22 protein-coding genes and 1 tRNA gene are annotated in these 25,176 nt (G+C 60.0%); 11 read left to right on the forward strand and 12 right to left on the reverse strand.

Annotation, left to right across the window (positions count from 1 at the left end; translation table 11 throughout):
* The first annotated feature begins 126 nt into the window (after positions 1-126).
* Both BLV18_RS12680 and BLV18_RS12685 read left to right on the forward strand, forming a co-directional pair.
* Positions 127-567 (forward strand): response regulator, encoded by a 441-nt coding sequence (locus tag BLV18_RS12680; RefSeq protein ID WP_049859879.1) that lies wholly within the window; start codon positions 127-129, stop codon positions 565-567.
* Positions 560-1,567: a sensor histidine kinase gene (locus BLV18_RS12685; protein ID WP_167375945.1), complete on the forward strand. Its 1,008-nt coding sequence runs from the start codon at positions 560-562 to the stop codon at positions 1,565-1,567. The genes BLV18_RS12680 and BLV18_RS12685 overlap by 8 nt, the downstream gene beginning before the upstream one ends.
* Before the next feature lie 35 nt (positions 1,568-1,602).
* On the opposite strand, the gene BLV18_RS12690 is transcribed toward BLV18_RS12685, so the two are convergent.
* From BLV18_RS12690 to BLV18_RS12705, 4 genes are all read right to left on the reverse strand, one after another.
* Positions 1,603-3,957, reverse strand: coding sequence for a DUF4214 domain-containing protein (locus BLV18_RS12690; RefSeq protein ID WP_090358988.1), 2,355 nt, complete (start codon positions 3,955-3,957; stop codon positions 1,603-1,605).
* A gap of 367 nt (positions 3,958-4,324) precedes the next feature.
* Positions 4,325-5,482, reverse strand: a complete 1,158-nt coding sequence (gene hpxO, locus BLV18_RS12695; RefSeq protein ID WP_090358990.1) for an FAD-dependent urate hydroxylase HpxO — start codon at positions 5,480-5,482, stop codon at positions 4,325-4,327.
* Positions 5,483-5,651: 169 nt separating this feature from the next.
* Positions 5,652-7,370 (reverse strand): ubiquinone-dependent pyruvate dehydrogenase, encoded by a 1,719-nt coding sequence (gene poxB / locus BLV18_RS12700; RefSeq protein WP_090358992.1) that lies wholly within the window; start codon positions 7,368-7,370, stop codon positions 5,652-5,654.
* Between the two features lie 232 nt (positions 7,371-7,602).
* Entirely contained in the window at positions 7,603-8,013 is a 411-nt protein-coding gene (locus BLV18_RS12705) for a DUF3597 domain-containing protein (RefSeq protein ID WP_090358994.1), read from the reverse strand.
* Positions 8,014-8,276: 263 nt separating this feature from the next.
* Between BLV18_RS12705 and BLV18_RS12710 the strand changes: the two genes are divergently transcribed.
* Both BLV18_RS12710 and BLV18_RS12715 read left to right on the forward strand, forming a co-directional pair.
* Positions 8,277-8,645 carry a histone-like nucleoid-structuring protein, MvaT/MvaU family gene (locus BLV18_RS12710; protein ID WP_090359024.1) on the forward strand — a complete coding sequence of 123 codons (369 nt, stop codon included), beginning with the start codon at positions 8,277-8,279 and terminating at the stop codon, positions 8,643-8,645.
* Between the two features lie 87 nt (positions 8,646-8,732).
* Complete coding sequence (locus BLV18_RS12715; RefSeq protein WP_090359026.1) at positions 8,733-9,059, forward strand: hypothetical protein; 327 nt, start codon at positions 8,733-8,735, stop codon at positions 9,057-9,059.
* A 55-nt stretch (positions 9,060-9,114) separates the two neighbouring features.
* Here the strand turns inward: BLV18_RS12715 and BLV18_RS12720 are convergent, their stop codons facing one another.
* From BLV18_RS12720 to BLV18_RS12735, 4 genes are all read right to left on the reverse strand, one after another.
* On the reverse strand, positions 9,115-11,346 hold the full coding sequence (locus tag BLV18_RS12720; protein ID WP_090359027.1) for a xanthine dehydrogenase family protein molybdopterin-binding subunit: 2,232 nt from the start codon (positions 11,344-11,346) through the stop codon (positions 9,115-9,117).
* The gene (locus tag BLV18_RS12725; protein ID WP_056842227.1) at positions 11,343-12,338 is read right to left on the reverse strand and encodes an FAD binding domain-containing protein; all 996 of its coding nucleotides are present in this window, start codon (positions 12,336-12,338) and stop codon (positions 11,343-11,345) included. Before BLV18_RS12725 ends, BLV18_RS12720 begins: the two co-directional genes overlap by 4 nt.
* The gene (locus BLV18_RS12730) at positions 12,338-12,913 is read right to left on the reverse strand and encodes a (2Fe-2S)-binding protein (RefSeq protein WP_236690495.1); all 576 of its coding nucleotides are present in this window, start codon (positions 12,911-12,913) and stop codon (positions 12,338-12,340) included. The genes BLV18_RS12725 and BLV18_RS12730 overlap by 1 nt, the downstream gene beginning before the upstream one ends.
* 375 nt (positions 12,914-13,288) lie before the next feature.
* Positions 13,289-14,212 carry an AraC family transcriptional regulator gene (locus tag BLV18_RS12735; RefSeq protein ID WP_090359030.1) on the reverse strand — a complete coding sequence of 308 codons (924 nt, stop codon included), beginning with the start codon at positions 14,210-14,212 and terminating at the stop codon, positions 13,289-13,291.
* A 227-nt stretch (positions 14,213-14,439) separates the two neighbouring features.
* Between BLV18_RS12735 and BLV18_RS12740 the strand changes: the two genes are divergently transcribed.
* On the forward strand, positions 14,440-15,588 hold the full coding sequence (locus BLV18_RS12740) for an MFS transporter (protein ID WP_090359032.1): 1,149 nt from the start codon (positions 14,440-14,442) through the stop codon (positions 15,586-15,588).
* Here the strand turns inward: BLV18_RS12740 and BLV18_RS12745 are convergent.
* Entirely contained in the window at positions 15,566-16,471 is a 906-nt protein-coding gene (locus BLV18_RS12745; protein ID WP_090359034.1) for a LysR family transcriptional regulator, read from the reverse strand. The two genes, BLV18_RS12740 and BLV18_RS12745, sit on opposite strands and share 23 nt — an antisense overlap.
* Positions 16,472-16,570: 99 nt before the next feature.
* On the opposite strand from BLV18_RS12745, the gene BLV18_RS12750 reads away from it, so the two are divergent.
* Complete coding sequence (locus BLV18_RS12750) at positions 16,571-17,740, forward strand: mandelate racemase/muconate lactonizing enzyme family protein (protein WP_090359036.1); 1,170 nt, start codon at positions 16,571-16,573, stop codon at positions 17,738-17,740.
* 102 nt (positions 17,741-17,842) lie between these two features.
* Positions 17,843-19,150, forward strand: coding sequence for a C4-dicarboxylate transporter DctA (gene dctA, locus BLV18_RS12755; RefSeq protein WP_090359038.1), 1,308 nt, complete (start codon positions 17,843-17,845; stop codon positions 19,148-19,150).
* 152 nt (positions 19,151-19,302) lie between these two features.
* On the opposite strand, the gene BLV18_RS12760 is transcribed toward dctA, so the two are convergent.
* Positions 19,303-19,379: transfer RNA gene (locus BLV18_RS12760), tRNA-Arg, on the reverse strand.
* A gap of 299 nt (positions 19,380-19,678) precedes the next feature.
* Here BLV18_RS12760 and BLV18_RS12765 point away from each other — a divergent pair.
* The 3 genes from BLV18_RS12765 to BLV18_RS12775 all read left to right on the forward strand — a co-directional run bounded on the left by BLV18_RS12765 (position 19,679) and on the right by BLV18_RS12775 (position 20,812).
* Positions 19,679-19,906 (forward strand): hypothetical protein, encoded by a 228-nt coding sequence (locus BLV18_RS12765; protein ID WP_090359039.1) that lies wholly within the window; start codon positions 19,679-19,681, stop codon positions 19,904-19,906.
* A gap of 10 nt (positions 19,907-19,916) precedes the next feature.
* On the forward strand, positions 19,917-20,102 hold the full coding sequence (locus BLV18_RS12770; protein WP_056842221.1) for a PA3371 family protein: 186 nt from the start codon (positions 19,917-19,919) through the stop codon (positions 20,100-20,102).
* Between the two features lie 383 nt (positions 20,103-20,485).
* Positions 20,486-20,812: an Arc family DNA-binding protein gene (locus tag BLV18_RS12775; protein ID WP_043190613.1), complete on the forward strand. Its 327-nt coding sequence runs from the start codon at positions 20,486-20,488 to the stop codon at positions 20,810-20,812.
* A gap of 58 nt (positions 20,813-20,870) precedes the next feature.
* Here BLV18_RS12775 and brnQ read toward each other — a convergent pair whose 3' ends face one another.
* Positions 20,871-22,184, reverse strand: a complete 1,314-nt coding sequence (gene brnQ, locus BLV18_RS12780) for a branched-chain amino acid transport system II carrier protein (protein ID WP_049859861.1) — start codon at positions 22,182-22,184, stop codon at positions 20,871-20,873.
* Positions 22,185-22,456: 272 nt separating this feature from the next.
* Positions 22,457-24,109 (reverse strand): malate dehydrogenase (quinone), encoded by a 1,653-nt coding sequence (mqo, locus tag BLV18_RS12785; protein ID WP_090359042.1) that lies wholly within the window; start codon positions 24,107-24,109, stop codon positions 22,457-22,459.
* Positions 24,110-24,582: 473 nt separating this feature from the next.
* Between mqo and BLV18_RS12790 the strand changes: the two genes are divergently transcribed.
* Entirely contained in the window at positions 24,583-25,146 is a 564-nt protein-coding gene (locus tag BLV18_RS12790; RefSeq protein ID WP_090359044.1) for a GNAT family N-acetyltransferase, read from the forward strand.
* Positions 25,147-25,176 lie beyond the last annotated feature (30 nt).

Raw genomic sequence — 25,176 nt, forward strand, 5'->3', positions numbered from 1 at the left:
CCTTGCGTTGTGCCTATAACTGCAAGCCACGATCTGCGATTGAACGCACGGATGCCACAGTGCTCTTAGAACAAGCTTTGCAAGAAGGAAGAGCGCAAGCGCCCTTGAAGACAATGAGTTGACCCAATGCGTATCCTGTTGATAGAAGACGATCCAATTCTGGCGCTGTTGGCCGAGATAGCGCTGGAGGAAGATGGCCACGAGATCATCGGCCCCGCGTATGACGTGGCCGGAGCGCTGTTGCTGGCGCAGACCCATGGCATCGACATTGCATTCGTCGACATCAACCTGGACGGTCATGACGAGGGCGTAGGCTTGGCGCAGACGCTCTACGAACAGTTCAATATCCATTCGCTGTTCGTCAGTGGCCAGATCGACGTGGCCAAGGCCAACAGCGGCTACGCGCTCGGGCTGTTGTCCAAGCCCTACAGCCCCAATGACCTGTCACGCAGCGCCCACATCGTGCATGCGCTGGTTCAAGGTGAACTGCCCTTGAACCGACCGCTGCCAGTGCCCTTGAAGCTCTTTACCGAATCGCGCGGCCTATATGGAAAGAAACATGAGTGAACCCACGGATGTCTCGCGCCCTGGAACAGGACTGGGTGAAACCGAGTTCCGCGAGTTGGCCGACAACGCGCCGGTACTGATCTGGCGTGCCGGTGTCGACAAGCAGTGCGACTGGTTCAACAAACCCTGGCTCGACTTCACCGGCAGGACGCAGAAGCAGCTCTGCGGATACGGCTGGAGCGACGACGTGCATCCCGACGATCTGGATCGTTGCACCCGCAATTATGAACAGGCGTTCGATGCCCGAGTGTCCTTCAGCACGCCTTACCGCCTGCGCCGACATGACGGCGTCTACCGCTGGTTCCTCGACCACGGCGCACCGTTCTACCGCCAGGGCGAATTCGCCGGTTACTTCGGCAGCTGTACCGACATCACTGCACAGAAAGAGCTTGAGGCCCATCAGGACGTGCTGGTCTCCGAGCTCAATCACCGCGTCAAGAACAACCTGCAACTGATCATCGCCTTCTTGCAGATGTCCAAGCTACGCGCTCAGGGCGACGAAGCTCGGCAACTGCTCGAATCGGCCATCGCTCGCATTCAAGGGGTTGGTACGGTGCAGGCCGAACTGTATCGCAGTGCCTCGGGCACCGTGGACCTGGCGCATTACCTGCCGCATCTGATCCGCGCATCGATCGAAGCGGAAAGCAATGCCAGCATTCATTTCACCGCCGACGCCGACACCGCCTACGCGCCCTTCAAACTGGCATCGGACCTCGGGCTGATCGTCAATGAGCTGGTGGCCAATGCCATTCGCCATGGCAGTCGTCACGCGACCCAGATCCATTTTTCACTCAAGCGCCTGCCCGGGGGCGAACTGCAGTTGACGGTACGGGATCGTGGGCAGGGTTTTGCTGCGGCGCAACTGAGCGATAGCGGCGCAACACGGCCCAAGCTCAGTGGCCAGGGCTTGATCGGCGCGCTGGCCAAGCGCTGCGGCGCAGTCCTGCACCGCAGCAACGCGGGCGGCGCCGTGGTGACGTTGACCTTGCCGCATCCCTAGCCTGCGCCGTTGACCTCGTCGTGGTGTTTAGTGCTTCAAGCCCAATCAGCATGACCGACCAGGTGAATGAATCCGGCATCGCCTTGTGTCAGTCCAGCAGACTCCTCGGAGTTGGCGATAGTGAATGCAACCTGTCCACGGCTCGTACCTGCGTCCAGCAAGTTGACCCAATGGGCGAGACCTTCAGCGTCGCTGCCTCTGTCGAGGACATTGTGATACAGCTTTTCGACAAAGGCTGCATTGCTGGCATTGGGCAGGCTTTGGGAAAATTCGGCAGATTGCACAAAACCATCCGCAACCTGGGCACCGGCTCCGCCTGCGGCGCTCTGGGAAAGCCAGGATTTCAGGCCTTCGATGTCGGGGGCACGACCCAGAATGGTATACAGACGACCAATGCTTGCCTGCGCCGAGTCGAGAACGAACAGTTCGCGATCTGCGAAATCGAGCACATTGAAGCCATTCAGGTCGAAGTGCGCAGCCGCTCCCGTCGCACGACTGACCGATAGGGTATCGTTGTCGAGCGCGCTGATCGTGTAGGCCGATGCAGCGTCGTTGAAAATAAAGGTGTCGATACCGGCCTTGCCGGCCAGGTGCGAAACCGCATTGCTGTCGAGGATGACTTCCTGCTCACTGATCTGATCATCACCCGCCGTGCCGGTGGCAACCCCCTTACCCACTGCCATATCCAGAGCGTTCCAGGCGTTATGAGCCACGATCCTGATGAACCCCGTCTCGCCTTCGGAAAGTTCATGGCTCTCGCGCGAATTCAGGAAGCCATCAGCGACCGTTGCTCGACTCACACCCGCCTGCAGCAAAGCGTTCCAGGACGACACACCTGATGCCTCGCCTGTGCGATGCAATACAGTCTGATAGAGATCAAGGACAAAATCCTTATCACCCAGCAAGCTGAAGCGCTGCATCGCTTCAGTGGAGTTCAGAAAGGCATCGCGAATCGCTGCATCCGAAGTACCCATCGCCTGCTGCGTCAGCCAGTGATTCAAACCCTGATAATCGGGCGTCCGACCGAACAGTGAGTAGAGCCTGGCAACGTCAGCCTGATCCTCGGTGAGCGCGATGTGATGTGTATCCATCCCGAAACTCAACGAAACAGTGGCGTCACTCTCGGTGTTGAAGGCGCCATACCGGCTGCGAAAAGCCATGAGCAGCTCGTCAAGATTGGCATTGCGGTCGCTGAAAGCCAGCTTTTCGACGCTTGAAAGTGTGTCCACATCGGACGTTTGCGCATCATGAACGTTGAGGGTGCCATCACTCACGAGCGCGGCATCGTAGGTTGCGAAATAGCGCGCGCCCGCTTGGGTATACAAAGCGGTGTCGATGCCGTTGCCGCCTTTGAGGATGTCCGAGCCCGCACCTCCCATCAGCCGATCATCGCCATCGCCGCCCTGCAACTGGTCGTTGCCTGCGCCCCCGTCGAGAACGTTGTCACTGGCATTGCCGATCAGCGTATCCGCGCCTGACCCGGTAATGGCGGTCTCGATCACCGTACCGCGCGCGATGGCGACATTCGATAACCCACCGTATACGCTGGAAAACGCCTCACTTCTCAAATCGACCGTCTGAGCCCCGCCATAGGCGCTGACATCGATTCTGTCGTTGCCGCCTGAATCGTAGATCGTGCCCACCAGGCCAGGCACGAAGACGGTTCCGGCCTTGATGTCAGCGTTGTTCAAACGGTAGGTATCGTCACCCGTGCGGGTAGCGGCGGTGCCGTACAGCGACTGGATGGCGACGATATCCGCCAGCATCGGCGTGACGACATAGCCGAAAGAGGCATTGGAATAGGTATTCTCGTCCTGACTGAAATAGGACATCACCGAGTATTTCCAGCTGTCCTCTTGATAAAAGGCATTGTTGGGAAAGGACGCGCTGCCGTTGTAGTTGCCCGCATGGCCCAACCCCAGCGCGTGGCCGATTTCATGAATGTAGGTTTGCACATAATACCAACCGTAATTCACCCAATCGGAAGCGATGTTGACGCTGCTGTCCGAGATGATGCTCCCTGCATAATTGGAATTGGCGTACGCGCCGCTTTTGTTTTCGCTGAAATTGATCGCACCAGCAGCGGTGGTTTCTACAAACTTGAGGCCACTGACGTTGGTCCAGGTCTGCAGCGCATATTTGGCAACAGCCTGAGCGTTTGCGCTCAAACGGGTCAGGTTGACGGTGAGCGACTCACCAGCGTGGACATTGAAATGATGCTGGGAGCCGCCGTAAGCGTCGCGCCAAAAGCCATCGGTCAGGTAGCTGGCCTGCTGGTCCAGCGTCAGGTGCTCAAGTTTAGCCTGGCTGATGGCTGTGTGTTGACTCACCTCTTGGCCGATCACTCCTTGGGCCCAGAGTTGGGTGAGTGAATCGCACATCGAACACATGTAGAAACTCCGGGGCGAGGCAGACCTTGCCAAGTCAATGACACAAGAATCAGGTATGAATGGGTGATGAGTTCAAGCCGCTGAGCACGCTTTGAAAGCAGGCGTCATGACCTTCACGCGCGTCCGACCCGCCTTGGTCTTGACGATGGTGCTGCTCTTCGGGAAGGCACGGCAGGGCGCGGTCGAAGACCTTCAACGCCCATTCCTGACGACGTTATCGGCATGTTTTCCGGCGACTGAAGCGGTTTTTCCAGGGGTCGACCAAATACTCCGGTAAGAAGCTTGGGAAAGCGCTCTGGCGGGTCAGACGCTGTCAGCAGGTTGAACTGGGAGCTGTCACGCCCCCTTTTCCGTTGGTACTGCGGCCCTACAACGGGCTGCCTTCGTCGGTCTTGATCAGCCCGGCCAGGATGTCGCTGCCATCGCTCTCTGCCAGCTGTGCATACCATTCCCGGGTTTCGTCAGGCATTTCGCCATGGATGATCGCCGCCCGCTTGCGCGCCTTGGTCACCAGGCTCGCCACCCGATCGGCTCGTGCCGACTCATAGGCCGCCAGGGAAGCCGCCGGCGTGCGTTCGCGCTCGATGCAGCGGGCGAGCACCCAGGCATCCTCCATGGCCTGACAACCGCCCTGCCCGATGTTCGGCGTCATGGCATGGGCCGCGTCGCCCAACAGTGCGACCCGGGTACTGACCAGATGGGGCACCCGCGCGGTGTCGTGGATTTCCACACGGGCCACGGCCGCGGAGTCCAAGCGTTGCAAAAGACGCTGAACCGGCTCGGGCCAGTGCGCGAAGTGCTGCTCAAGTTCCTCGCGGTAGTGCTCACGAACGTTCGGCGTCCCTGCCGGCAACGGCACGTCGAAGAAGAAATACAGTTCATCGTTGCCCATGGGCATCAACGACACCCGCTTGTGCTCGCCCACGTACTGAACCCATTCATCGGCAGGCGCCAGATCCGGCGCCGCCTTGATCCGACCGTTCCAGTTGACGTAGCCACAATAGCGTCGGGGAACCGGCTCCCCGGCGATGGTATCGCGCAGCAACGAATGGGTACCGTTGGCGGCAATCAACAGATCGGCCGTTACCGTTTCACCCGTCGATAACCTGACCTGCACGTCCGTCTCGTTTTCCTCATAGCCCACGCACGCCACGCCCAGCGTCACGTTCTGCATCCCGACCGCTTCCAGCAAAATGTTTTGCAAGCGCGCCCTGGCGATGGGAAACGCCCGGCGTCGAGCGTACGTGTACAGGGGCTGCAGGTCGAACCGCGTGAGCAAGTGGCCCTGATGATCGCTGTAGCTCATGCTCTGCATGTGCCCGCCAGCCTGCTCGATGGAATCGCCCAGGCCCAGCGCATCCAGCACGCGGACGCCGTTGGGCCAGATGGAAATCGCTGCGCCGACGGGGGCGAGTTCTGCCGCACGCTCGTAGAGGTGCACCTGATGGCCGGCCTGCTGCAAGGCTGCAGCGGCGGTCAAGCCGCCCATGCCGGCGCCGGCAATGACGATATTCAAGGATTCCATGGTCTCTCCGCTGAGATCGGGTTTGCCAATCACCGTGCAAAAAGCTGACCAAGTGATCAGGAACCGTCAATAGCGGAATTCACGCCTGCCAGTGCAGCGAAGGCGGCCCAGCATCGGCGTCAAACCAGTGCGGCATGGTTGAATGCGCACCGGTTTGCAGCATCGAAATTCAACGCAAAAGGTTGTTCTTTGCCAGGTTCACGAGCTCCTTGGCGCGCCCGTCGAGCACCGCGCGCATCATGAACAAGCCAAAACCCTTGACGTTGGCGGCAGTGATTTCCGGCGGCATGATCAGCTCCTGACGCTCGCTGACCACGTCCACCAGCACCGGGCCATCGTGCTCGAACGCCTCGACCAGGGCCGCGCGCAGATCCTGCGGCTTCTCCACGCGGATACCCTTGATGCCCATGCCCTGGGCGAATGTGGCGAAGTTGGGGTTTTTCAGCTCGCAGCCAACGTCCACCAGACCACTGGCCTTCATTTCCATCTCCACGAAACCCAGGGTCCCATTGTTGAGCACGATCACCTTCACCGGCAGGTTGGCCTGGCTCAGGGTCAGGAAGTCCCCCATCATCATGCTGAAGCCGCCATCCCCGGACATTGACACCACCTGACGCTGCGGGTAAGCCGCCTGCGCACCGATGGCCTGCAACATGGCATTGGCCATCGAACCGTGGTTGAACGAGCCGATCAGACGGCGCTTGCCGTTCATCTTCAGGTAGCGCGCGGCCCAGGCCGTGGGCGTTCCCACGTCGCAGGTAAACACGGCGTCTTCGGCCGCCAGCTCGCTGACCAGTCGACTGACGTATTGCGGATGGATGATGGTGCTGTTCGGACCACTCTCGGCGAGGTCGTCGAGGCCCTTGCGCGCGCTGTCGTAGTCCGCCAACGCCTTGTTCAAGTGCATGGTGTCGGTGCGTTCTTCAAGGCGTGGCAGCAGTTGCTGCACGGTGTGCTTGATATCGCCGATCAGGCCGATGGCCAGCGGGCATCGGTTACCCAGGGCTTCCGGCTGCAGGTCGATCTGAGCGATGCGCGAATGTTCGGGAAAGAACTGCCGATAAGGGAAGTTGGTACCCAGCATCAACAGGGTGTCGCACTCTTTCATGGCATTGAAGCCGGAGGCGAAGCCGATCAAACCAGTCATGCCCACATCGTAGGGGTTGTCGTACTCCAGATGTTCCTTGCCACGCAGCGCATGCACGATCGGCGCCTTGAGTTGCTTGGCCAGGGCGACGACTTCGCTGTGGGCGCCTGCGCAGCCAGCACCGCACAGCAGCGTCACGCGCTTGCCGCCGTTGAGAAACTGGGCGAGTTCGTCGATCTGGGCGGGCTCGGGCACCACGACCGGCTTCGGTGGTGCGATCCACTGGCTCACCGTAGCCTCAAGTGGGCTCAATGCCACGTCACCTGGAATCACCACCACCGCCACACCGCGGCGACTGATCGCCACGCGCATGGCGCGCTCGAGAATCTGCGGCAATTGCTCGGCACGCGAGACCAACTCGACATAGTGGCTGCAGTCCTTGAACAGTGATTCCGGGTGCGTCGCCTGAAAGTAGTCGATACCGATTTCGCTGCTGGGAATGTGCGCCGCAATGGCCAGCACCGGCACACCGCTGCGGTGGCAATCGAACAGGCCATTGATCAAATGCAGGTTGCCCGGGCCACAGCTGCCCGCACACACCGCCAGCTCACCGGTGAGATGAGCTTCACCACCGGCAGCGAATGCCCCGGCTTCTTCGTTGCGCATGTGTATCCAGTCCAATCCGCCCAGCCGACGCATCGAATCGGTAAAACCATTCAATGAATCGCCGACTACGCCATAGACGCGCTTGACGCCTGCTTGCTTGAGAGTATTGACCATGAAATCGGCTGCGGTAGGCATTCGGCGCTCCTTCGAAATATAAGTTCATGAATCTGAGTGCCGGCCTGCCGAGGGTGTTCAAACCGATTTATTAACAAAAATATAGAATCAGCCCGGTCACTTTTCTGCAGGCAGCGTTTATCGCTGCACTAAGGGTCGGGGTCGCCCCGAAGGATACGGGTATCCAAATGCAAGAAGGCCCGACAGATGTCGGGCCTTCTTAATAAGCGCTACGGAAAGCGTGAGCAAACTATCAGTTCAGCAATTCCGCTGGCACGTTGCCGCCGTTTTCAGCGAGCTTTTTCATCACAGCCGAATGCAGCCAGGTGTTCATGGCCGCCGAGTCATCGGTGGAACCGGTGTAATGCAATTCTTCGGCAAGTTCCTTGCGAGCGGTCAGGCTGCTGTCCAGACCCAGCAGTTTCAGCAAATCGACGATCGAAGTGCGCCAGTTCAGCGTCTCGCCGTGATTGGCGGCCAGCGCTTCAAGTTTTTGAGCCACATCCACCTGGGTGATCGGCGCAGCCGAAGGTTGGTTGGTGACAGTGGTGGTTGGCGAGGCACCTGGCGCGGGGGCGGCAGGGGTTTGTGTAGAAGCGTCTGCGTCCGGAACCGCGTGCTTGCCGATACCCAGTTTCTCGAGGATGCTGCTGAAAAAGCTCATTTCGTATCTCCAGATTTCATGGCTGCTGCCGTGGATTCGACAGCCTACTTAAGACCTGACCTGCCTGGACTCTGAAAAGTTTTATCGGATCGGTCACATCCCTGCTGCGCCCTTCCCCCTAATAGTGCTCACCTTGTTGCTTAAAGTGTTAACACAGGTTATTTAGTTGTGGCGTCAATGGGCGTACTGCGCCAGAATCCTACCTTGATAGCTTTACCGTTCTTATCCACGATCCATACCACGATCCATGCCTGGGGATACCAATGTCCAAACTTGCTGAATACCGTCAACTCGAACGTCATCTGGCCGAACAACTTGCCGCACTCGAAGCCATGAAAGGCGACAAAGGCCTGGAACAGGAAATCGAGTTCGAGACCAAGTTGCGCGCGCTGCTGGGCGAGTACAATAAAAGCCTCAAGGACATCGTTTCCATTCTTGACCCACAGGGCGGCGGCAAAACAGTCAAGGCGCCTGCCGCACCCGAGAAGGCCACTCGCAAGCCGCGCTCTTTGAAGACCTACAAAAACCCGCATTCGGGTGAAGTTGTCGAAACCAAAGGCGGCAACCACAAGACGTTGAAAGAATGGAAAGCCGAATACGGTTCCGACACCGTCGAAAGCTGGTTGAGCTAAGTCACACTGACCGGCAGGCGGCGCCATGCGGCCCGCTTGCCGGATTGTCCCATCCCCTCCGATACCTCTCCTTTTCGAAGATCGCCGATGTATCCCACCACGCCCGATGGACGCTATTTCGTAGTACGCGGTCGGCTCTGGCGCTGCAGCAATCCTGCCCTTGCCGAAGATGTGCGCCAGCATTGGGTCAACGCGCTGATGGATGCCCGGCGAGCCGTCAAGGCTGCCAAACACGCCGAAGATCCCCAGGCGCTGAAACAGGCGCGTGCGCAGGTCGACGCTGCCAAGCAGGCCTTGGGCGAACGGGGTGAAGTGTGGTGGACCGACGGCAGCGCCGACATGAATCGACGCATGGCGCGCAATACCGTTTATGCAGATTGGTACGCGGGGCTGGATGAGGCATCGCTGAAGTAGCGCGCCACGGCAAAGCTGGACCGCGCCGAGAAAACCCCGGCGCGGCACACAGCGATCAGACGCTGACGATGGGTACACCATCCATCAGCTTTTCCAGGGTGATCGGCAGGTTGCGCACGCGCTTGCCAGTGGCATGGTAGACCGCATTGGCCACCGCCGCCGCCAAACCGGTCACACCAATCTCACCGACCCCACGCGCACCGTACTCGTTGAGGTTGTAATCCGGGTAATCGAGCAGAATCACATCGATCTCCGGCTGGTCGGCATGCACCGGCACTACATATTCGGCATAGTTGTTGTTCACCGGCATGCCATTGCGTTCGTCGTAGTCGGTGGACTCGAACAACGCCATGCCGATGGCCATGACGATCGCGCCTTCGACCTGATTACGCGCGGTCTTGGCGTTGATGACCTTGCCGACGTCGATGGCGCTGACCACACGAGACACCCGCAGGCGCGAGATACCCGGATCCCAGCGAACCTCGACGAAATGCGCGCCGAACGAACTGAAGGCGTGCTTCTTGGTGTCGGCCATGCCGGTATGGGCCTCACCCTCGGCACTGGCGATCTTGAGCTTCTTCAGCACTTCGGCGAATTCCAGGCTGGTCGAGCCATCCTGCAGACGACCGTTGCTCACCGTAATCGCTTCCGCCTTGGCATTGGGCAACCCGCCCTGTTCGGAAACGGCAAAGCTCTTGAGTTGGGTAAGCGCTGCACGGGTGGCCTCGGCCACAGCGGGCAGTGCACTGGCCGTCATCCAGGAGCCACCGGAAACCGGCGCGGGTGGATAGGACGAATTACCCAGCTCCACCGTGATCCTGTCCAAGGGCAGACCGGTGATGTCGCTGACGCACTGGGCGAGCACCGTGTAGGTACCGGTGCCGATGTCCTGGCCACCGCAATACACCACGGCACGGCCGTCGGCAGTCAGCGAAACCCGCGCCTCGCAGGGCGTGCGGAAGGCATCCCAGTTGCACTGCGCCATGCCGTAGCCAACGATTTCATGGCCATCGCGCATGCTGCCGATACCGGGCTTGCGATTGGCCCAGCCAAAACGTTCCGCACCTTGCGCCAAGGCTTCGCGCAGATGGTTGCCGGACCAAGGCAGGTTTTCCTGCTCGTTCTGCTCGGCCCAGTTCAACTGACGGAACGCCAGCGGGTCCATCTTGCAACGCTCGGCCAGCTCGTCGATGGCCGACTCCAGCGCGAACAGACCAGGTGCCGCCCCCGGCGCACGCATCGAGGTCGGTGCCCCACGATTGACCTGGACCGTGCCGTGGGTGACCTCGACATTGGCACACGAATACAGGCTGGCGCTCATGCCCCCGCAGTTTTCGACGTACTGGTCGCCGATGCCGGTGGTATTGAGCGATTCATGCCGAAGCGACACCAGTTTGCCCTTGCCATCGGCGGCCAGGCGCATGCGCTGCCGGGTTTCCGGACGATGGCCCACGGTGGTGAACATCTGCGCCCGTGGAATCACCAACTGCACGGGGCGACCGACCACCTTGGCAGCAGCGCAGGCCGCGACCGAGTGTGGCCAGATCCACAGCTTGCCACCGAACCCCGAACCAATGAACGGCGCGCGAACTTCGACGCGCTCGGTCGGCAGGCCAAAAATCTGCGCCAGGGTGTTGCGATGGACCACTACCGACTGGGTCGATTCGTACACCACCAACTTGCCGTTGTCCCACATGGCCACGGTGGCGTGCATCTCCATCGGGTTGTGGGTTTCCACCGGCGTCGTGTAGATGGCGTCGACCGTCTGTGCACCACCGTCGAACGCACCGGCCGGATCGCCGCGCTTGTGACCCTGCCCACCATCGGCAGCCGCCTTGCGTTTCAGACCCTGCTTCAGATTGGCTGCAGCGGCACTCTCGCTGTAGCTGACCTTGACCTTGTAGGCCGCCTCACGGGCGTGCTCGAACGTGTCGGCCACCACCAGCGCCACGAACTGCCCGGCATAGCGCACCACGTTGTCTTCGAAAGGCAGCCTTTTTTCATCGGTACGCGAGCCCGACAGCACGCCGGCCAAGGAAAACGGCACGGGCGAAGTATGGAACGCCTGGGGAAAGTTGCCGTGGTGCAGAATTTCCAGCACGCCGGGCGAGCGCCGTGCAGCGTCGATGTCCAGGGACTTGATCGAGCCACTGGCTACGGTGCTGTAGACGCCATAGGCGAAAACCATGCCCTTGGGCTGATGGTCGGCCGCATAGTGCGCGGCACCGGTGACCTTCAGGCGACCGTCGACGCGGCGTGGGGATGCCCCCATGATTGACTCGCTCATGCGATGGCTCCTGTGCCCAGTGTGGTGAGGTTGCGCACAATGGCCTGCTGCCCCAGCGGGATCTTGTAGGCATTGTGGGCATACGGCTTGGCGCCTTGCAGGGCAATGGCCGCGGCCTTGGCAAAATTCTCCGGGGTCGCCGCCGCGCCACGCAGCGCACGCTCGGCTTCGAGCGCGCGCCACGGCTTGGTGCCGACGCCGCCCAGGGCAATGCGCGCCTCACGGATGACCTGACCGTCCATCACCAGAATGACCGCGCTGGAGGCCAGGGCGAACTGGTAGGAAGCCCGATCACGCAGCTTCAGGTAGGCGGATTTGCCGCCCGCCAAAGGCGCGTTCAACGTGACGTGCGTGATCAACTCGTCAGGCTGCAGCGCGTGTTCTTTCCAAGGCGTCGCACCCGGCAGCAGATGGAAGTCCTGGAAGTCGATTTCCCTTTTGCCGTTGGGGCCCTGCACCTGAACGGTGGCGCCGATCGCCGCCATGGCCACGCACATGTCCGACGGGTGGGTGGCAATGCACTGATCGCTGGTGCCCAGTACGGCGTGTACGCTGCGGTTGTGCCCGCCGATGGCAGCGCAGCCGGATCCGGGTGTACGTTTGTTGCAGGCAGAAACGCCGTCGCGGAAGTAGTTGCAACGCACGCGCTGCATGACGTTGCCGGCCGTGGTGGCCTTGTTGCGCAGCTGCGTGGTGGCTCCCGACAGCAGTGCCTGGGACAACACCGCATAGTCGCTCTTGATGCGCGGATGATTGGCCAATCCGGTATTGGTGACCATGGCCCCTATGCGGGTGCGACCGTCACTCAAGGTCTCGACCTGATCCAGCGCCAGGGCATGCACATCGATCACTCGATCGGGCTGCATGATATCGATCTTGACCAGATCGAGCAGCGTCGTGCCACCGGCCAGAAACGCCGTGGCTTCATTGCGGGCATGGGTGGCAACGGCCTGTTCGGGGCTGGTTGCGCGGGTGTATTCCAAGGCTCTCATCAGCTGGCTCCCTGTACTTTGCCACGGGCATCCTGCACGGCGGCAAGGATGTTCTTGTACGCGCCACACCGACAGATGTTGCCACTCATGGCTTCGCGCACGCTGGCGTCATCGGCACCGATGTTCGGGTCCTTGATGATCGCCGCGGCCGTCATCATCTGGCCCGAGGTGCAGTAACCGCACTGAAACGCGTCGTGGGCCCAGAAGGCTTCCTGAATGGGGTGCAGCTGACCATTACGCTCCAGCCCCTCGATGGTGGTGATTTCGTCACCTTGGTGCATCGCCGCCAAGGACAGGCAGCTGTTCACCGGCTGGCCATTGATGTGCAAGGTGCAGGCGCCGCACTGGCCATGGTCACAGCCCTTCTTGGTGCCGGTCAGCTGCAGGCGATCGCGCAGCACGTCCAGGAGCACGGCATTGCCAGGCACATTGAGGGTGTGCGGCTGGCCGTTGACCTTGAGCGTGATCCGCTGCTCGCCCTTGGCCAGCGGCTTTTCGCTGTCATCGATGGGCGCCAGCTGTGCGGCCTGGGCCCAGACCGGCGCGGTCGCCGCCGCCATGCCCGATATGCCCATGGTCCGCAGAAAGTTGCGGCGCGACGGCGTGGTCAGTTCCTTGAACAGCTCGCCGGAGCCTTCGGGATCTGAGGAAGTCTTTTCGGTCGGATCGGTCATGTAGCGGTCCTCATCTATTTTTTTATGTCACGAATCACGGTCTTGCTGTGCCTAGGTGCAGACATCTGGAGAGCACCATTGGTTGATGTCGTACGTCAGGTCGGTTCGCGGTTTGGTTTCAAAGCGTGTCGCACGTCACGCGCCAGCGATGGGACTGTGTATATCGGAAGCCTGCGAACGCAATCAGCACAAAGACTTTCAGTATGCATTCGGCCACCACACGGCCCTTGCCCAATCGAAGCGCGTTCTTGCCTATTCCAATGAAAGAAAGCCGAGCTAGCCCTCGCCACGCAGGACGGCGATGTCACGCTTGGGCGGCGCGCCGAACAGACGACGGTATTCGCGACTGAACTGTGATGGACTCTCATAGCCGACCTTGAACGCCGCGCTGGAGACGTCCTGATGTTCATTGAGCATCAAACGCTTGGCTTCGTTGAGCCGCAGCCATTTTTGATACTGCAACGGACTCATCAAGGTGAGTTGCCGGAAATGGTGATGAAAGGTCGGAGTGCTCATCTGAACCTTTGCCGCCAGCTCGTCGACACGCAGCGGCGACGTATAGTTGAGCTTCAACCAATCGATGGCCCTGCCGATTCGATACCCCTGCCCATCCACCGAAGTGATCTGCCTGAGCCGTCCGGTCTGATCGCTCTGCAGCAGGCGGTAGTGGATTTCACGCTGTATCAGCGGCGCCAGTACCGCAATGGATTCCGGCTCATCGAGCAACACCAGCAAACGCTCCAGCGAACCGAGCATCTGCACGGTCACCGACCCGATACCCACGCCCCTGACCCTGACAGGAGTCCGATCGCGGGCCGCAGGCAGATCGCTCAACGCGATCAGCTCGGCGAGCATGCGCACATCCAGCCTCAACGTCAGCCCCAGGCAAGGCTTGTCGGGGCTTGCGACGAGCACTTCAGAGTTGGCCGGCAGATCCAGAGACGTGATCAAGAACCTCGACGTGCTGTATTCGTAGCCCTCCCCGCCTACCCACAGACGCTTCTCGCCCTGCGCCACCAGGATGATGCTCGGCTCCACCATGCAGGTCACCGGCGGTGCGGGATGATCACGCCTGAAAAGCCCGAGGCCGGGAATGTCCGTGGGGTAATCACCTGGGCTGGCGACGCGCGAACCGATCATGCGGGCCAGCCTTTCTGGCGCCGATACCGGCTGGAAAACTGTGTCGACTGTGTGGGTCATATGCACCTCGGGCTCCTGCAGCGACTTTAACCCGCGCTTGACTGTTCGTCCTGCCTCGCCCTGAACACTCATCGAATCAGGCAAGTAATCCAGTGAAATGCGCTACAGACCGTCTCATGAGCGCAGGAGAATGCACATCCGAACACTCATTGGAGAGGCAACATCGGATGGAAAGGTCTCCGACACCTGTCACCCAGTCCCCTCGATCCTGGGGCGCCGTATTCGCCATGTCGCTGGCTGCCTTCGTACTGGTAGCTTCGGAATTCATGCCTGTCAGCCTGCTCACACCCATCGCCTCGGACCTGCACATCACCGAGGGCCAGGCGGGTCAGGGCATTTCCGTATCGGGGCTGTTTGCCCTGTTCACCAGCCTGTTGATCGCGTCGGTCGCCGCACGCGTGGACCGCAGACCACTGCTGGTTGCCCTCACCGTGCTGATGATCGTCTCCGGCGCAGTGGTGGCGTTCGCGCCCAACTATTGGGTATTCATGATCGGCCGGGCCGTGATCGGCGTCGCGATTGGCGGATTCTGGTCCTTGTCGGCAGCCACTGCCATGCGCCTGGTCCCACAAGAGCAGATCACTCGGGCCATGGCCGTCGTCAACGGTGGCAACGCACTGGCGACCGTAGTCGCGGCCCCTCTGGGCAGCTTTCTCGGCGCCCTGATCGGCTGGCGCGGCGCGTTCCTGTCGCTGCTCCCCATCGCCGTCCTGGCCTGTGCATGGTTGCTGGCGAGCCTTCCCTCCATGAAACCGCAAGGCGGATCGAGCGGCAGCAATGTGTTCCCCTTGCTGAAAATCGCACCCGTCGCCTTGGGCATGCTCGCGATCAGCGTGTTTTTCATGGGCCAGTTCATGCTGTTCACCTACCTGCGTCCGTTTCTGGAAACGGTCACGCACGTCAGCGTTTCCACCCTCTCATTGATGCTCCTGGGGCTGGGGGTGGCCGGGCTGGCCGGAACGTTCCTGATCGAGGCCTTCCTGAAGCATGGGCTGCACCGCACGCTGATCGTCATTCCCCTGCTGATGTCCGCGGTGGCCCTGGCGCTGGTTGCCTTCGGCAGCTCGACGACGGTGACCGCTGCACTGCTCGGCTTTTGGGGGCTGGTGGCGACGGCCGCACCGGTGGGCTGGTGGACCTGGCTTGCGAAGACACTGCCGGACGACGCCGATGCCGGCGGCGGCCTGATGGTGGCGATCATCCAGTTGGCCATCGCCTCTGGCGCCATCGTCGGCGGGCTGATCTTCGACGCAAGCGGCTACCGTGCAACCTTCGAGTCCAGCGCAGCGTTGCTGGCAATGGCCGCGATTCTGGCGGCGATTGCAGGACGCGCCACATCCCGTGCATCGGCTTTCAGCCGCGCGGCAACGGACTAAGCGCCAGATCACTGCCCGCCCTTGCCCAGAACGCTTCGGCCGACTGGCCCAGATGGCCTTTTGGCCGAGTCAGATGAATCTCCAGAGGTATGTCCCAGCCTTCGTCGAGCGCCCTGACCAGGCGGCCTTCCTGAACTTCCTGCTCCGTCAGGCTCTTGGGTAGCCAGGCGACGCCTTTGCTTTCCAGCGCCATCGACATCAGCACGGCCGCGAGATGACTGCTGAACAGAGGCTGCAGATGAAGGTAGTCCTCCTTGCCCCGAAGGCGGTGAGCAACGATCCGCCCCAAACCTGATTGATGGGTATAGGCCAGATAAGGAAGTGCCGCTGGCGACGTACCGACATGAACGCCGGCACTGGCGAGCGGTACCAGAACATCCTCACCCACCTTCTTGCTGACGAACTGGTCGGGAGCCAGCAGCGGTGGGACGTCGGGGTGACGATGGCAGAGCAGAAACTGAACCTGGCCGTGTATCAGCATCTGCTCGCAGACGGCCATGCTGTCGGAATGAAGCTGCACCGCTTCGATCGGCGCACCGGTATCGGAGCTGCGCAGCCACTTGGGGAAAAACGTGAACGACAGCGAATGGGTCGCAGCGAACTTGAGTGACCGGGCCGACACGCCCGCCACTTCCTGAGCCTCGTTGCGCAGCCGGTAAAGGTGCCGGGCCGCCTCCTGCGCGCCGGGTAGAATCTTGCGCCCTGCCTCCGTCAACGTTGCGCCATGGGGCGTGCGCACGAGCAATTCCACACCCATCCAGTTTTCCAACGAGCGGACCCTGCGGCTGAAAGCCGGCTGGGTGATGTGACGTGCTTCGGCGGCGCGCACGAAGCTGCCGTATTCGGCAAGCGCCGAAAGATCTTCAAGCCAGACGAGTTCCACGGGCCATGCCTTCTGTGCATAGGGTTCGGCATTAATAGCATTGGGCGGGTGACTGCGCAAAGCATAACGTGAGGCCACAACCAACAAGAGGAACCCTTTATGCGCATCGTGGACATTCGTGAAAAGACCGTCTCCATTGCCTCCCCCATTGCCAACGCCTACATCGACTTCTCCAAGATGACCTGCTCGGTGGTGGCCGTGATCACCGACGTGATTCGCGATGGCAAGCCGGTGATCGGCTATGGCTTCAACTCCAATGGTCGTTACGGTCAGGGCGCGCTGATGCGTGACCGCTTCCTGGCACGCATCGCCGAAGCCGATCCCGACACCCTGGTCGATTCGGTAAACGAAAACCTCGATCCGTTCGCCATCTGGAAAACCCTGATGACCAACGAAAAGCCGGGCGGTCATGGCGAGCGCTCGGTCGCCGTCGGCACCCTGGACATGGCGGTGTGGGATGCGGTCGCCAAGATCGAAGGCAAGCCCCTGTATCGCCTGCTGGCGGACCGCTACCGTAATGGCGTCGCGGACGACAAGGTCTGGGTCTACGCGGCGGGTGGTTATTACTATCCCGGCAAGGACCAGACCAAGCTCAAGGCCGAGATGCAAAGCTATCTGGACCGCGGCTACGACGTGGTCAAGATGAAGATCGGTGCCGTACCGCTGGATGAAGACATCCGCCGTATCGAAGCCGTTCTCGAGGTGGTAGGCGATGGCCGTCGATTGGCCGTGGATGCCAACGGCCGCTTCGATTTGCAGACCGGCATCGCCTATGCCGAAGCGATCAAGCAGTACAACCTGTTCTGGTATGAGGAAGTCGGTGATCCGCTGGACTACGCGCTCCAGGCCGAACTGGCCAATCATTACGAACTGCCCATGGCCACCGGCGAGAACCTGTTTTCCCATCAGGACGCCCGCAACCTGCTGCGTCACGGCGGCATGCGCCCCGATCGCGACTACCTGCAGTTCGACTGCGCGCTGTCCTACGGGCTCGTGGAATACATGCGCACCCTGAAGGTGATGGAAGAGCTGGGCTGGTCTTCGCGTCGGGTGGTGCCGCACGGTGGCCACCAGATGTCGCTGAACATCGCCGCCGGCCTGCACCTGGGCGGCAACGAATCCTACCCGGATGTGTTCCAGCCATTTGGCGGCTTCGCCGACGGCATCCAGGTCGAAAACGGTTATGTCGGCCTACCGGACATTCCGGGCGTCGGCTTCGAAGCCAAGTCGGCCCTGTACGCCGTCATGTGCGAACTGGGCGAAGGCTGACCGCCACCCTTCTGCGGCCTGCCCAGAACAGGCCGCAGACGCCGGCGTCGGACACCGACGCCACGCCACACGCCCATCACAACAATAAAATGAGGTGCTCTCGTGGAAGTCTCCAGATCTCGCTGGTACGGCCAGCTGTATGTCCAAGTGTTGATCGGCATCGTCATCGGTGCCGCCATCGGCTATTTCGCCCCCAACATCGGCGCCAAGCTTCAACCCTTTGCCGATGGTTTCATCAAGCTGATCAAAATGCTTCTGGCACCCATCATTTTCGGTACCGTCGTCGTCGGCATCGCAAAAATGGGCAGCATCAAGGAGGTTGGCCGCATCGGCGTGAAAGCCCTGATCTACTTCGAGATCCTCTCGACCATTGCGTTGGTCGTAGGCTTGATCGTGGTCAATATCGTCAAGCCCGGCGTCGGCATGAACATCAACGTCAATGCACTCGACGCCAGTGCCATCAACAAATACAGCCAGGCGGCCAGCGAACAAGGCGGTACGGTCGAATTCTTCCTCAACATCATCCCGCACACCTTCGTCGGTGCGTTTTCCAACGGCGTGATGCTGCAGGTGATACTGCTGTCGGTACTGATGGGCATCGCGCTGGTTCAATTAGGCGAAGTCAGCAAGCCGCTGATCAATACCATCGATCTCTTCCTGCAAGGGCTGTTCAAGATCGTCGCCATGGTCATGCGCCTGGCGCCGCTCGGCGCAGGCGCCGGCATGGCGTTCACCATCGGCAAATACGGCATCGGTACCTTGCTGTCCCTCGGCCAGTTGCTGGTCGCGCTCTATATCACGACGCTGATATTCATCGTGGTCGTGCTGGGCGCGGTAGTCCGCTGGTCGGGGATGCCGTTGATGCAGTTTCTGCGCTACTTCAAGGACGAAATACTCATCACGCTGGGCACCTGCTCCACCGAGGCGGTGTTGCCGCGCATGATGGTCAAGCTGGAGAAGCTGGGTTGCAGGAAATCAGTCGTGGGCATGGTCCTGCCTACCGGGTACACGTTCAACGCCGACGGCACTTGCATCTACCTGACCATGGCAGCGATCTTCATAGCCCAAGCGACCAATACCCCCCTGACGTTCGCCGACCAGATGATTTTGCTGGCCGTGTTCCTGCTGACATCCAAAGGCTCGGCGGGCGTGGCTGGTGCCGGGTTCGTCACGCTGGCGGCCACGCTGACCACCATTCACTCCATCCCTCTGGTGGGTCTGGTGCTGCTGCTGGGTATCGACCGGTTCCTCAACGAAGCCCGCGCGGTGACCAACCTGATCGGAAACGGCATCGGCACCATCGCGATTGCAAAGTGGGACAACTCGTTCGACGCCGAAACCTGCCAGCGCGAACTGGCAGCCATGAAAGACGAAAAGGCCGCGAAAAAAGCGCTGCTGGCGCAAAAGTGAGAGGCCGTGCTCGCCACGTCCGGGCATCACGACTCATGGCGCAGGACCGTTGAGTACACCGAAAAAAGGTTGTTACAACCCACTAGGTCATGACGGTCTGGCTTTTGGATGTCCTGAAAGGCTGGCGACAGATAAACAATCGCACGTAAAAATGGTGTCCCAGGCGGGGTTCGAACCTGCAACCTTCCCCTTAGGAGGGGGATGCTCTATCCAATTGAGCTACTGAGACACACAGCGGCGTACCGGGCGGCACGACGAACGGCATGCATGTTACCCAGCCGGGCAAGGTTTGTCATGCAGCATGGAGAGGATTTTGCCTCGTAGAGTCGCTCGAAAACTCAGCTTCGGCGCTCATGCATTTTGCAATACTCAACTGCACTCGGCAGTGCAGGATGCAATATCAAATTGCCCTGAGCACTGCGCATACCGCTGAAATCACTGGGTTTTTCCAAATCGCTGAAGTTGGCACGCCGCCTGCTACACCCGATGTTGAACCACGCTTCGACATTCAGGCTGCGGAGAATTTCAATGAACAGCGTCCTCTTGATGCTCAACGCTATGACATTTGTCATCCTCATTGGCTTTCAGTTCCACAGCCAGACCACCGATCCTGCGCTGGTCCATGTCGATGCCACACGCTTCATCCCCGCCCCCGTCGCTCGCGTTGCGTCTTCCAGCACCGAGGCGCCGCTCACGGCCGCCAAGGGCGTCAGCGAGCCCGCCACGACCCAGCGCACTGAACGCTATACCTTTTAAGGAGTTGGAGATGTCGAGATATGCCTTGGCATTCATGTTGATTGCCATAGCCTGTTGGACCAGCGCGTTCGCGTTCGGACAACACACGTCTGCCTTGGGGATCGCGTTGCAAGCCATGGGCGGTATCGCCAGTCTTGCGTTGTTGCTGGCGCTGATCAAAGGTCGCAGGATCAAATTCGATCCCCTGTTGCGCTAATCGCCTACAAGATCGACGCCTGCCGACAATCAATGCTAGCAAATGGACCAGATGTCACTATGCTACCCCCCTAGGTAGCTCGCGCGTGCTGTGCGCGGTATGCACAAAACGGGTCAGAGCACCTCTTGAAGCAATCTCCAATCTGTATGTGAACGTGTCCTGGCAGATGCGAGCAGCCTGTACAAAATACAGTGCAGGAGGGACTGGCAAAATGCCACGATTCGGATCATTATTTGTCACAGAATTGGCGTCAAAGCTATGTCGCATTAGTGCATCATAGCGCCGCATCGGCAGGCTGGAACAATTTGCCGATCGGCGTGTCCTAACCGACATCCTGCGGCCTACTTCAAGAACCGCTCCCCCTGAACTTATCGGTCATCACTATGCGCCCACTCAAACAGGCTGTTTACTCCAGCCGCACGGCTGACAAATTCGTAGTACGTCTTCCTGACGGGATGCGTGAGCAGATTGCTGAGGTGGCTCGTAACCATCACCGCAGCATGAACTCCGAGATCATCGCACGCCTGGAACAGAGCCTGATCCAGGAAGGTGCCTTGGGTGAAGAGTTGAGCATGAAGATGGACAGCCCGGAATTGTCCCTGCATGAGCGTGAGCTCCTGCAGCGCTTCCGTCAGCTGTCGCACCGACAGCAAAATGCACTGGTGTCCTTGATCGCCCATGACGTCGAGGCCGCAGCCGAAGCGTCATGAACACCGCCGCAAAAAAAAGCCAGCTCTAGAGCTGGCTTTTTTGTGGGTGACGAAAGGCTCAGGCCGCAGCGTGAACGCGCGCGCCCAGCACACGATCGACTACCACCGCCACGAGCAGCACAGCAACCGACGGCACCAGCCAGGCCAGGCCTTGTTCACTCAGCGGAAGGTCTAGCAAGGATGCTGGCAACCACTGCGAAAGGCCCGCCCCTTTGATCGCATCGATGAGGCCGAAGAGCAACGAGACCAGCATCACCGGGCCAAGAATGCGCGACTGCGAATACCACAACCCGGCGCAGAAACTCAGCGCCACTAGCACGATGCAGGGCGGATAGATGGCGGTCAGCACGGGGATGGAAAACGCGATCAGCTTGGTCAAGCCCAGGTTGGATACCAGCAGCGAGAACAGCGCCAGCAAGAGCACCAGCGTCTTGTAGGACAGTGGCAGGACTCGGCTGAAATACTCGGCGCAGGCGCAGGTCAGGCCAACAGCAGTCACCAGGCATGCCAGCGAGATCAGCACGGCCAGGAAACCACTGCCCAGCCCGCCGAAGGTGTGCTGCACATAGGCGTGCAGAACCGCAGCGCCGTTGGTAGCACCGGCCGCAACGGCGTGGCTACCCGACCCAAGGCGGAACAGACTGATGTACACCAGGGCCAGCCCTACTCCGGCAATCAGCCCGGCGATGATCGCGTAGCGCGTGATCAGCTTCGGCGACTCGACGCCTCTGGAGCGAATGGCATTGACGATGACGATGCCGAACACCAGCGCACCCAACGTATCCATGGTCAGGTAACCATTGATGAAGCCGAGTGAAAATGGCGCAGCGACATACTCGGGCACCGCATCACCGCTGGGACCTACCGGCAAGGCAAACGCAGCAATACCCAATACGGCCAGAGCGATGATTTTCAGCGGAGCCAGAAAGCGCCCTACGGTATCGAGCAGACGTCCGGGATAGAGTGAAACGATGTATACCAGCAGGAAATACACCGCGCTGTAGAGAAACAGCGCCAGCGGCGTTTCACCGGTCAAGGGCGCCAGGCCTACGGCAAACGACACGGTGGCAGTGCGCGGCGTTGCGAACAACGGGCCCACCGCCAGATAGCACACGGCGGCCAACAGACCACCCGCCAGCTTGCCGATCGGGCTGCTCAGCGCGTCCATCGAACCGCCGACCCTGGCCAGCGCCACCACGGTGATCACCGGCAGACCTACCGCCGTCACCAGGAAGCCCAGTGCCGCCATCCAGACGTTCGGCCCAGCCTGCAGGCCGACGAAGGGTGGAAAGATGATATTGCCCGCGCCTACGAACAAGGCGAACGTCATGAAACCAAGCGCCAGAATATCCTGGCCTTTAAGCACTTTCATTGGAAGGAAACCACGTCAATAGATTGGAATTGAGAGAGGTTTTCCCCATGGATTGAGGGAAACACGGTCGACCGGATGAGGCCAGACTGGATGCGCAGGCGGCTGCCTTGTGGGCGGGCCCGGCAAAATGGCGCGTAGAGTAGCGAAATTCGACGCTCCTCGCACTGTTGCAGTGCGAAGTGTCCGCTGAGTGCACCTGAGTGTCGCATCGGTGCAAGACTCAGCGGAAACGATACAGCAAGTTCCAAAAGCCTCAGACGTGAGGCTCGAACTTACAGCGCCATGTCGGCCGCTGGGTTGCTTTCAGCTTTCGGTGCCGTCTGACCTTCGATCGGGTTGGCAGCGGCAGCGGCCTGGTCGATCACAGGAGGAGCAACGGCCAACTGCAGAATCTTGGCGGTGTAGTTCCACTCTTTCTGCACGGCTTCCGGCGAGTTGTTCAGCGCAGTACCGTAGCTAGGCACGATCTGACGCAGCTTGGCTTGCCACTCGGGTGTCGCGACCTTGTCCTTGAACGCCTTTTCAAGCACGTTGATCATGATCGGTGCAGCCGTCGATGCGCCAGGCGATGCACCCAGCAAACCGGCAATGCTGCTGTCCTTGGAGACGACGATTTCAGTACCCAGTTTCAGCACGCCGCCCTTGTCTGCGTCACGCTTGATGATCTGCACACGCTGGCCAGCCTGCCACAGACGCCAGTCTTCTTTCTTGGCGTTGGGGAAGTACTGTTTCAGCGCTTCATAGCGATCGTCATCCGACAGCATGACCTGACCGGCCAGGTATTCGATCAGCGGGTACTGCTCGATGCCGACCTTGGTCATGGGCCATACGTTGTGCAGGTTGGTGCTGGTCAGCAGGTCCAGGTACGAACCGTTCTTCAGGAACTTGGTCGAGAAGGTGGCAAATGGGCCAAACAGGACCACACGCTTGCCGTCCAGGACACGGGTGTCCAGGTGCGGAACGGACATGGGCGGTGCACCGGTCGATGCGATGCCGTAGGCCTTGGCCATATGCTGCATGGCCACACTTGGGTTCTCGGTCACCAGGAACGAGCCGCCCACTGGGAAGCCACCGTATTCCTTGGCTTCTGGGATACCCGAATCCTGCAGCAGATGCAGGGCAGCGCCACCGGCACCGATGAACACGAACTTGGCGTCGGTTTCGGTCTTGGTGCCGTCTTTCAGGTTCTTGTAGCTCACGCGCCACGAACCATCGTCATTGCGCTTGATGTCTTCAACTTCGCTGGACAGCTTCAGGTCGAAGCCTTTCTGGCCCTTCAGGTGACCGACGTACTGGCGGGTGATCTCGCCGAAGTTCATGTCGGTACCCAGCGGGCTCCAGGTGACGGCCAGTTTCTGATTGGGGTCGCGGCCCTCCATCATCAACGGCACCCACTTCTTGATCTGCTCGTGGTCCTGGGAGAATTGCATGCCGGCGAACAGCGGGCTCGCCTTCAGCGCTTCATAGCGCTTCTTGAGGAACTCGATGTTGTTATCGCCCCAGACGAAGCTCATGTGCGGCGTGGAGTTGATGAACGTGCGTGGGTTCTTCAGCACACCCACCGTCACTTGGTGAGCCCAGAACTGACGGGAAATCTGGAAGGCTTCGTTGATCTCGATCGCCTTGGCGATCTGGACCTTGCCGTCCTTGTCTTCCGGGGTGTAGTTCAGCTCGGCCAGGGCCGAGTGGCCGGTACCCGCGTTGTTCCATCCATTGGAGCTTTCTTCGGCGACAGCGTCCAGGCGCTCGACCATTTCCATCGACCAGCTCGGCTCGAGCTCGTTGAGCAGCACGCCCAGCGTGGCGCTCATGACACCGCCGCCAATCAGCAGGACGTCGACTTTCTTCGCTTCGGCCGCTTGTGCCGACACCATCCCCATGGACAGAGCCAGACCCAGCAGCGCTGTGTTCGCTTTCTTCAACATACAGAAATTCCTAGGATTGAACGCCACCGTTCGATTCAACAGCCATCAGGTTTCAAGGGCCTCATCAGCGGCAACGTGAAACGGATAGCGGGCAAACCGATAAATGGCATAGAAGGCCAAAATCACAACATCGGCCTCACATTCATGTCCTTCGCGTGCTGAATTTCTTGTTGAACATTGTTTTCAGCGACTTCAGTGACATCGACCTTGGCACGCCTTGCGGCATCAAGGTCATTGCTGGCAGCCGGCCAGAATCTACAACCTGAACATTCGTTCATGGACTGCGACATTATGGCGGGTCGACATATTACATGAGAGTGGCTACCTGCAACCAGATCAATGTCGTTGATTGCTGTCATCCTTATAAATGTTTTGAGCAAATACGGAAAATCCCTACAGAGACAAAGGACAATTCCGAAGCTTAGTCCACCATCGATCCAGTAGAGTCCTTAGCTTTTGACGAGCATCCAGCAATGACTCACGGCCCACACGCGATCATCCCCATCCTGAAAACCAGCAGACTGCAGTTGCATCCTCTTACCCTCGCCGACGCCCCGCGCTATCAACAGTTGATTGCCCACTGGGGCATGGTTCGCTACATCACCGACAATATGCCGTGGCCCTACCCCGCCGACGAGGCAGAGCGCTACATTCGAGAGGACGCGCTTCCGGCCATGGCCAACGCGGAGGAATGGCACTGGACGCTTCGACTGCGCGATGCGCCCGAACTTATCATCGGCGTCATCAGCCTCATGGATGAGTACAACGACAACCGTAGCTTCTGGATTGCCGAGCCTTGGCAGAACAAGGGGCTGGTGAGTGAGGCCTGCCAGGCGGTGAATCGCTTCTGGTTCCAAGCGCTGGGCAAACCCGTCTTGAGAGTCGCCAAAGCAGCAGCCAACGAACCGTCCAGACGGATCTCGATGCGCGAGGGCATGCGGGTGGTGCTCAAACGCCAACAATCCTTCGTCGGTGGCACCATGGAGGAGGAAATCTGGCAACTGACGCGTGACGAATGGTTGAGCCAGCAACGCTGAACGCCTGAAACACAAAAGCCACCCGAAGGT

Origin of the sequence: Pseudomonas coleopterorum (genome assembly GCF_900105555.1) — a bacterium.
Taxonomy (GTDB): domain Bacteria; phylum Pseudomonadota; class Gammaproteobacteria; order Pseudomonadales; family Pseudomonadaceae; genus Aquipseudomonas; species Aquipseudomonas coleopterorum.

Excerpts from the sequence above, each read along its gene's own strand:
- BLV18_RS12680 (WP_049859879.1), top strand. The coding sequence starts at position 127 with ATGCGTATCCTGTTGATAGAAGACGATCCAATTCTGGCGCTGTTGGCC.
- BLV18_RS12685 (WP_167375945.1), top strand. The coding sequence starts at position 560 with ATGAGTGAACCCACGGATGTCTCGCGCCCTGGAACAGGACTGGGTGAA.
- BLV18_RS12690 (WP_090358988.1), bottom strand. The coding sequence starts at position 3,957 with ATGTGTTCGATGTGCGATTCACTCACCCAACTCTGGGCCCAAGGAGTG.
- hpxO (WP_090358990.1), bottom strand. The coding sequence starts at position 5,482 with ATGGAATCCTTGAATATCGTCATTGCCGGCGCCGGCATGGGCGGCTTG.
- poxB (WP_090358992.1), bottom strand. The coding sequence starts at position 7,370 with ATGCCTACCGCAGCCGATTTCATGGTCAATACTCTCAAGCAAGCAGGC.
- BLV18_RS12705 (WP_090358994.1), bottom strand. The coding sequence starts at position 8,013 with ATGAGCTTTTTCAGCAGCATCCTCGAGAAACTGGGTATCGGCAAGCAC.
- BLV18_RS12710 (WP_090359024.1), top strand. The coding sequence starts at position 8,277 with ATGTCCAAACTTGCTGAATACCGTCAACTCGAACGTCATCTGGCCGAA.
- BLV18_RS12715 (WP_090359026.1), top strand. The coding sequence starts at position 8,733 with ATGTATCCCACCACGCCCGATGGACGCTATTTCGTAGTACGCGGTCGG.
- BLV18_RS12720 (WP_090359027.1), bottom strand. The coding sequence starts at position 11,346 with ATGAGCGAGTCAATCATGGGGGCATCCCCACGCCGCGTCGACGGTCGC.
- BLV18_RS12725 (WP_056842227.1), bottom strand. The coding sequence starts at position 12,338 with ATGAGAGCCTTGGAATACACCCGCGCAACCAGCCCCGAACAGGCCGTT.
- BLV18_RS12730 (WP_236690495.1), bottom strand. The coding sequence starts at position 12,913 with ATGGGCATATCGGGCATGGCGGCGGCGACCGCGCCGGTCTGGGCCCAG.
- BLV18_RS12735 (WP_090359030.1), bottom strand. The coding sequence starts at position 14,212 with ATGACCCACACAGTCGACACAGTTTTCCAGCCGGTATCGGCGCCAGAA.
- BLV18_RS12740 (WP_090359032.1), top strand. The coding sequence starts at position 14,440 with ATGTCGCTGGCTGCCTTCGTACTGGTAGCTTCGGAATTCATGCCTGTC.
- BLV18_RS12750 (WP_090359036.1), top strand. The coding sequence starts at position 16,571 with ATGCGCATCGTGGACATTCGTGAAAAGACCGTCTCCATTGCCTCCCCC.
- BLV18_RS12765 (WP_090359039.1), top strand. The coding sequence starts at position 19,679 with ATGAACAGCGTCCTCTTGATGCTCAACGCTATGACATTTGTCATCCTC.
- BLV18_RS12770 (WP_056842221.1), top strand. The coding sequence starts at position 19,917 with ATGTCGAGATATGCCTTGGCATTCATGTTGATTGCCATAGCCTGTTGG.
- BLV18_RS12775 (WP_043190613.1), top strand. The coding sequence starts at position 20,486 with ATGCGCCCACTCAAACAGGCTGTTTACTCCAGCCGCACGGCTGACAAA.
- brnQ (WP_049859861.1), bottom strand. The coding sequence starts at position 22,184 with ATGAAAGTGCTTAAAGGCCAGGATATTCTGGCGCTTGGTTTCATGACG.
- mqo (WP_090359042.1), bottom strand. The coding sequence starts at position 24,109 with ATGTTGAAGAAAGCGAACACAGCGCTGCTGGGTCTGGCTCTGTCCATG.
- BLV18_RS12790 (WP_090359044.1), top strand. The coding sequence starts at position 24,583 with ATGACTCACGGCCCACACGCGATCATCCCCATCCTGAAAACCAGCAGA.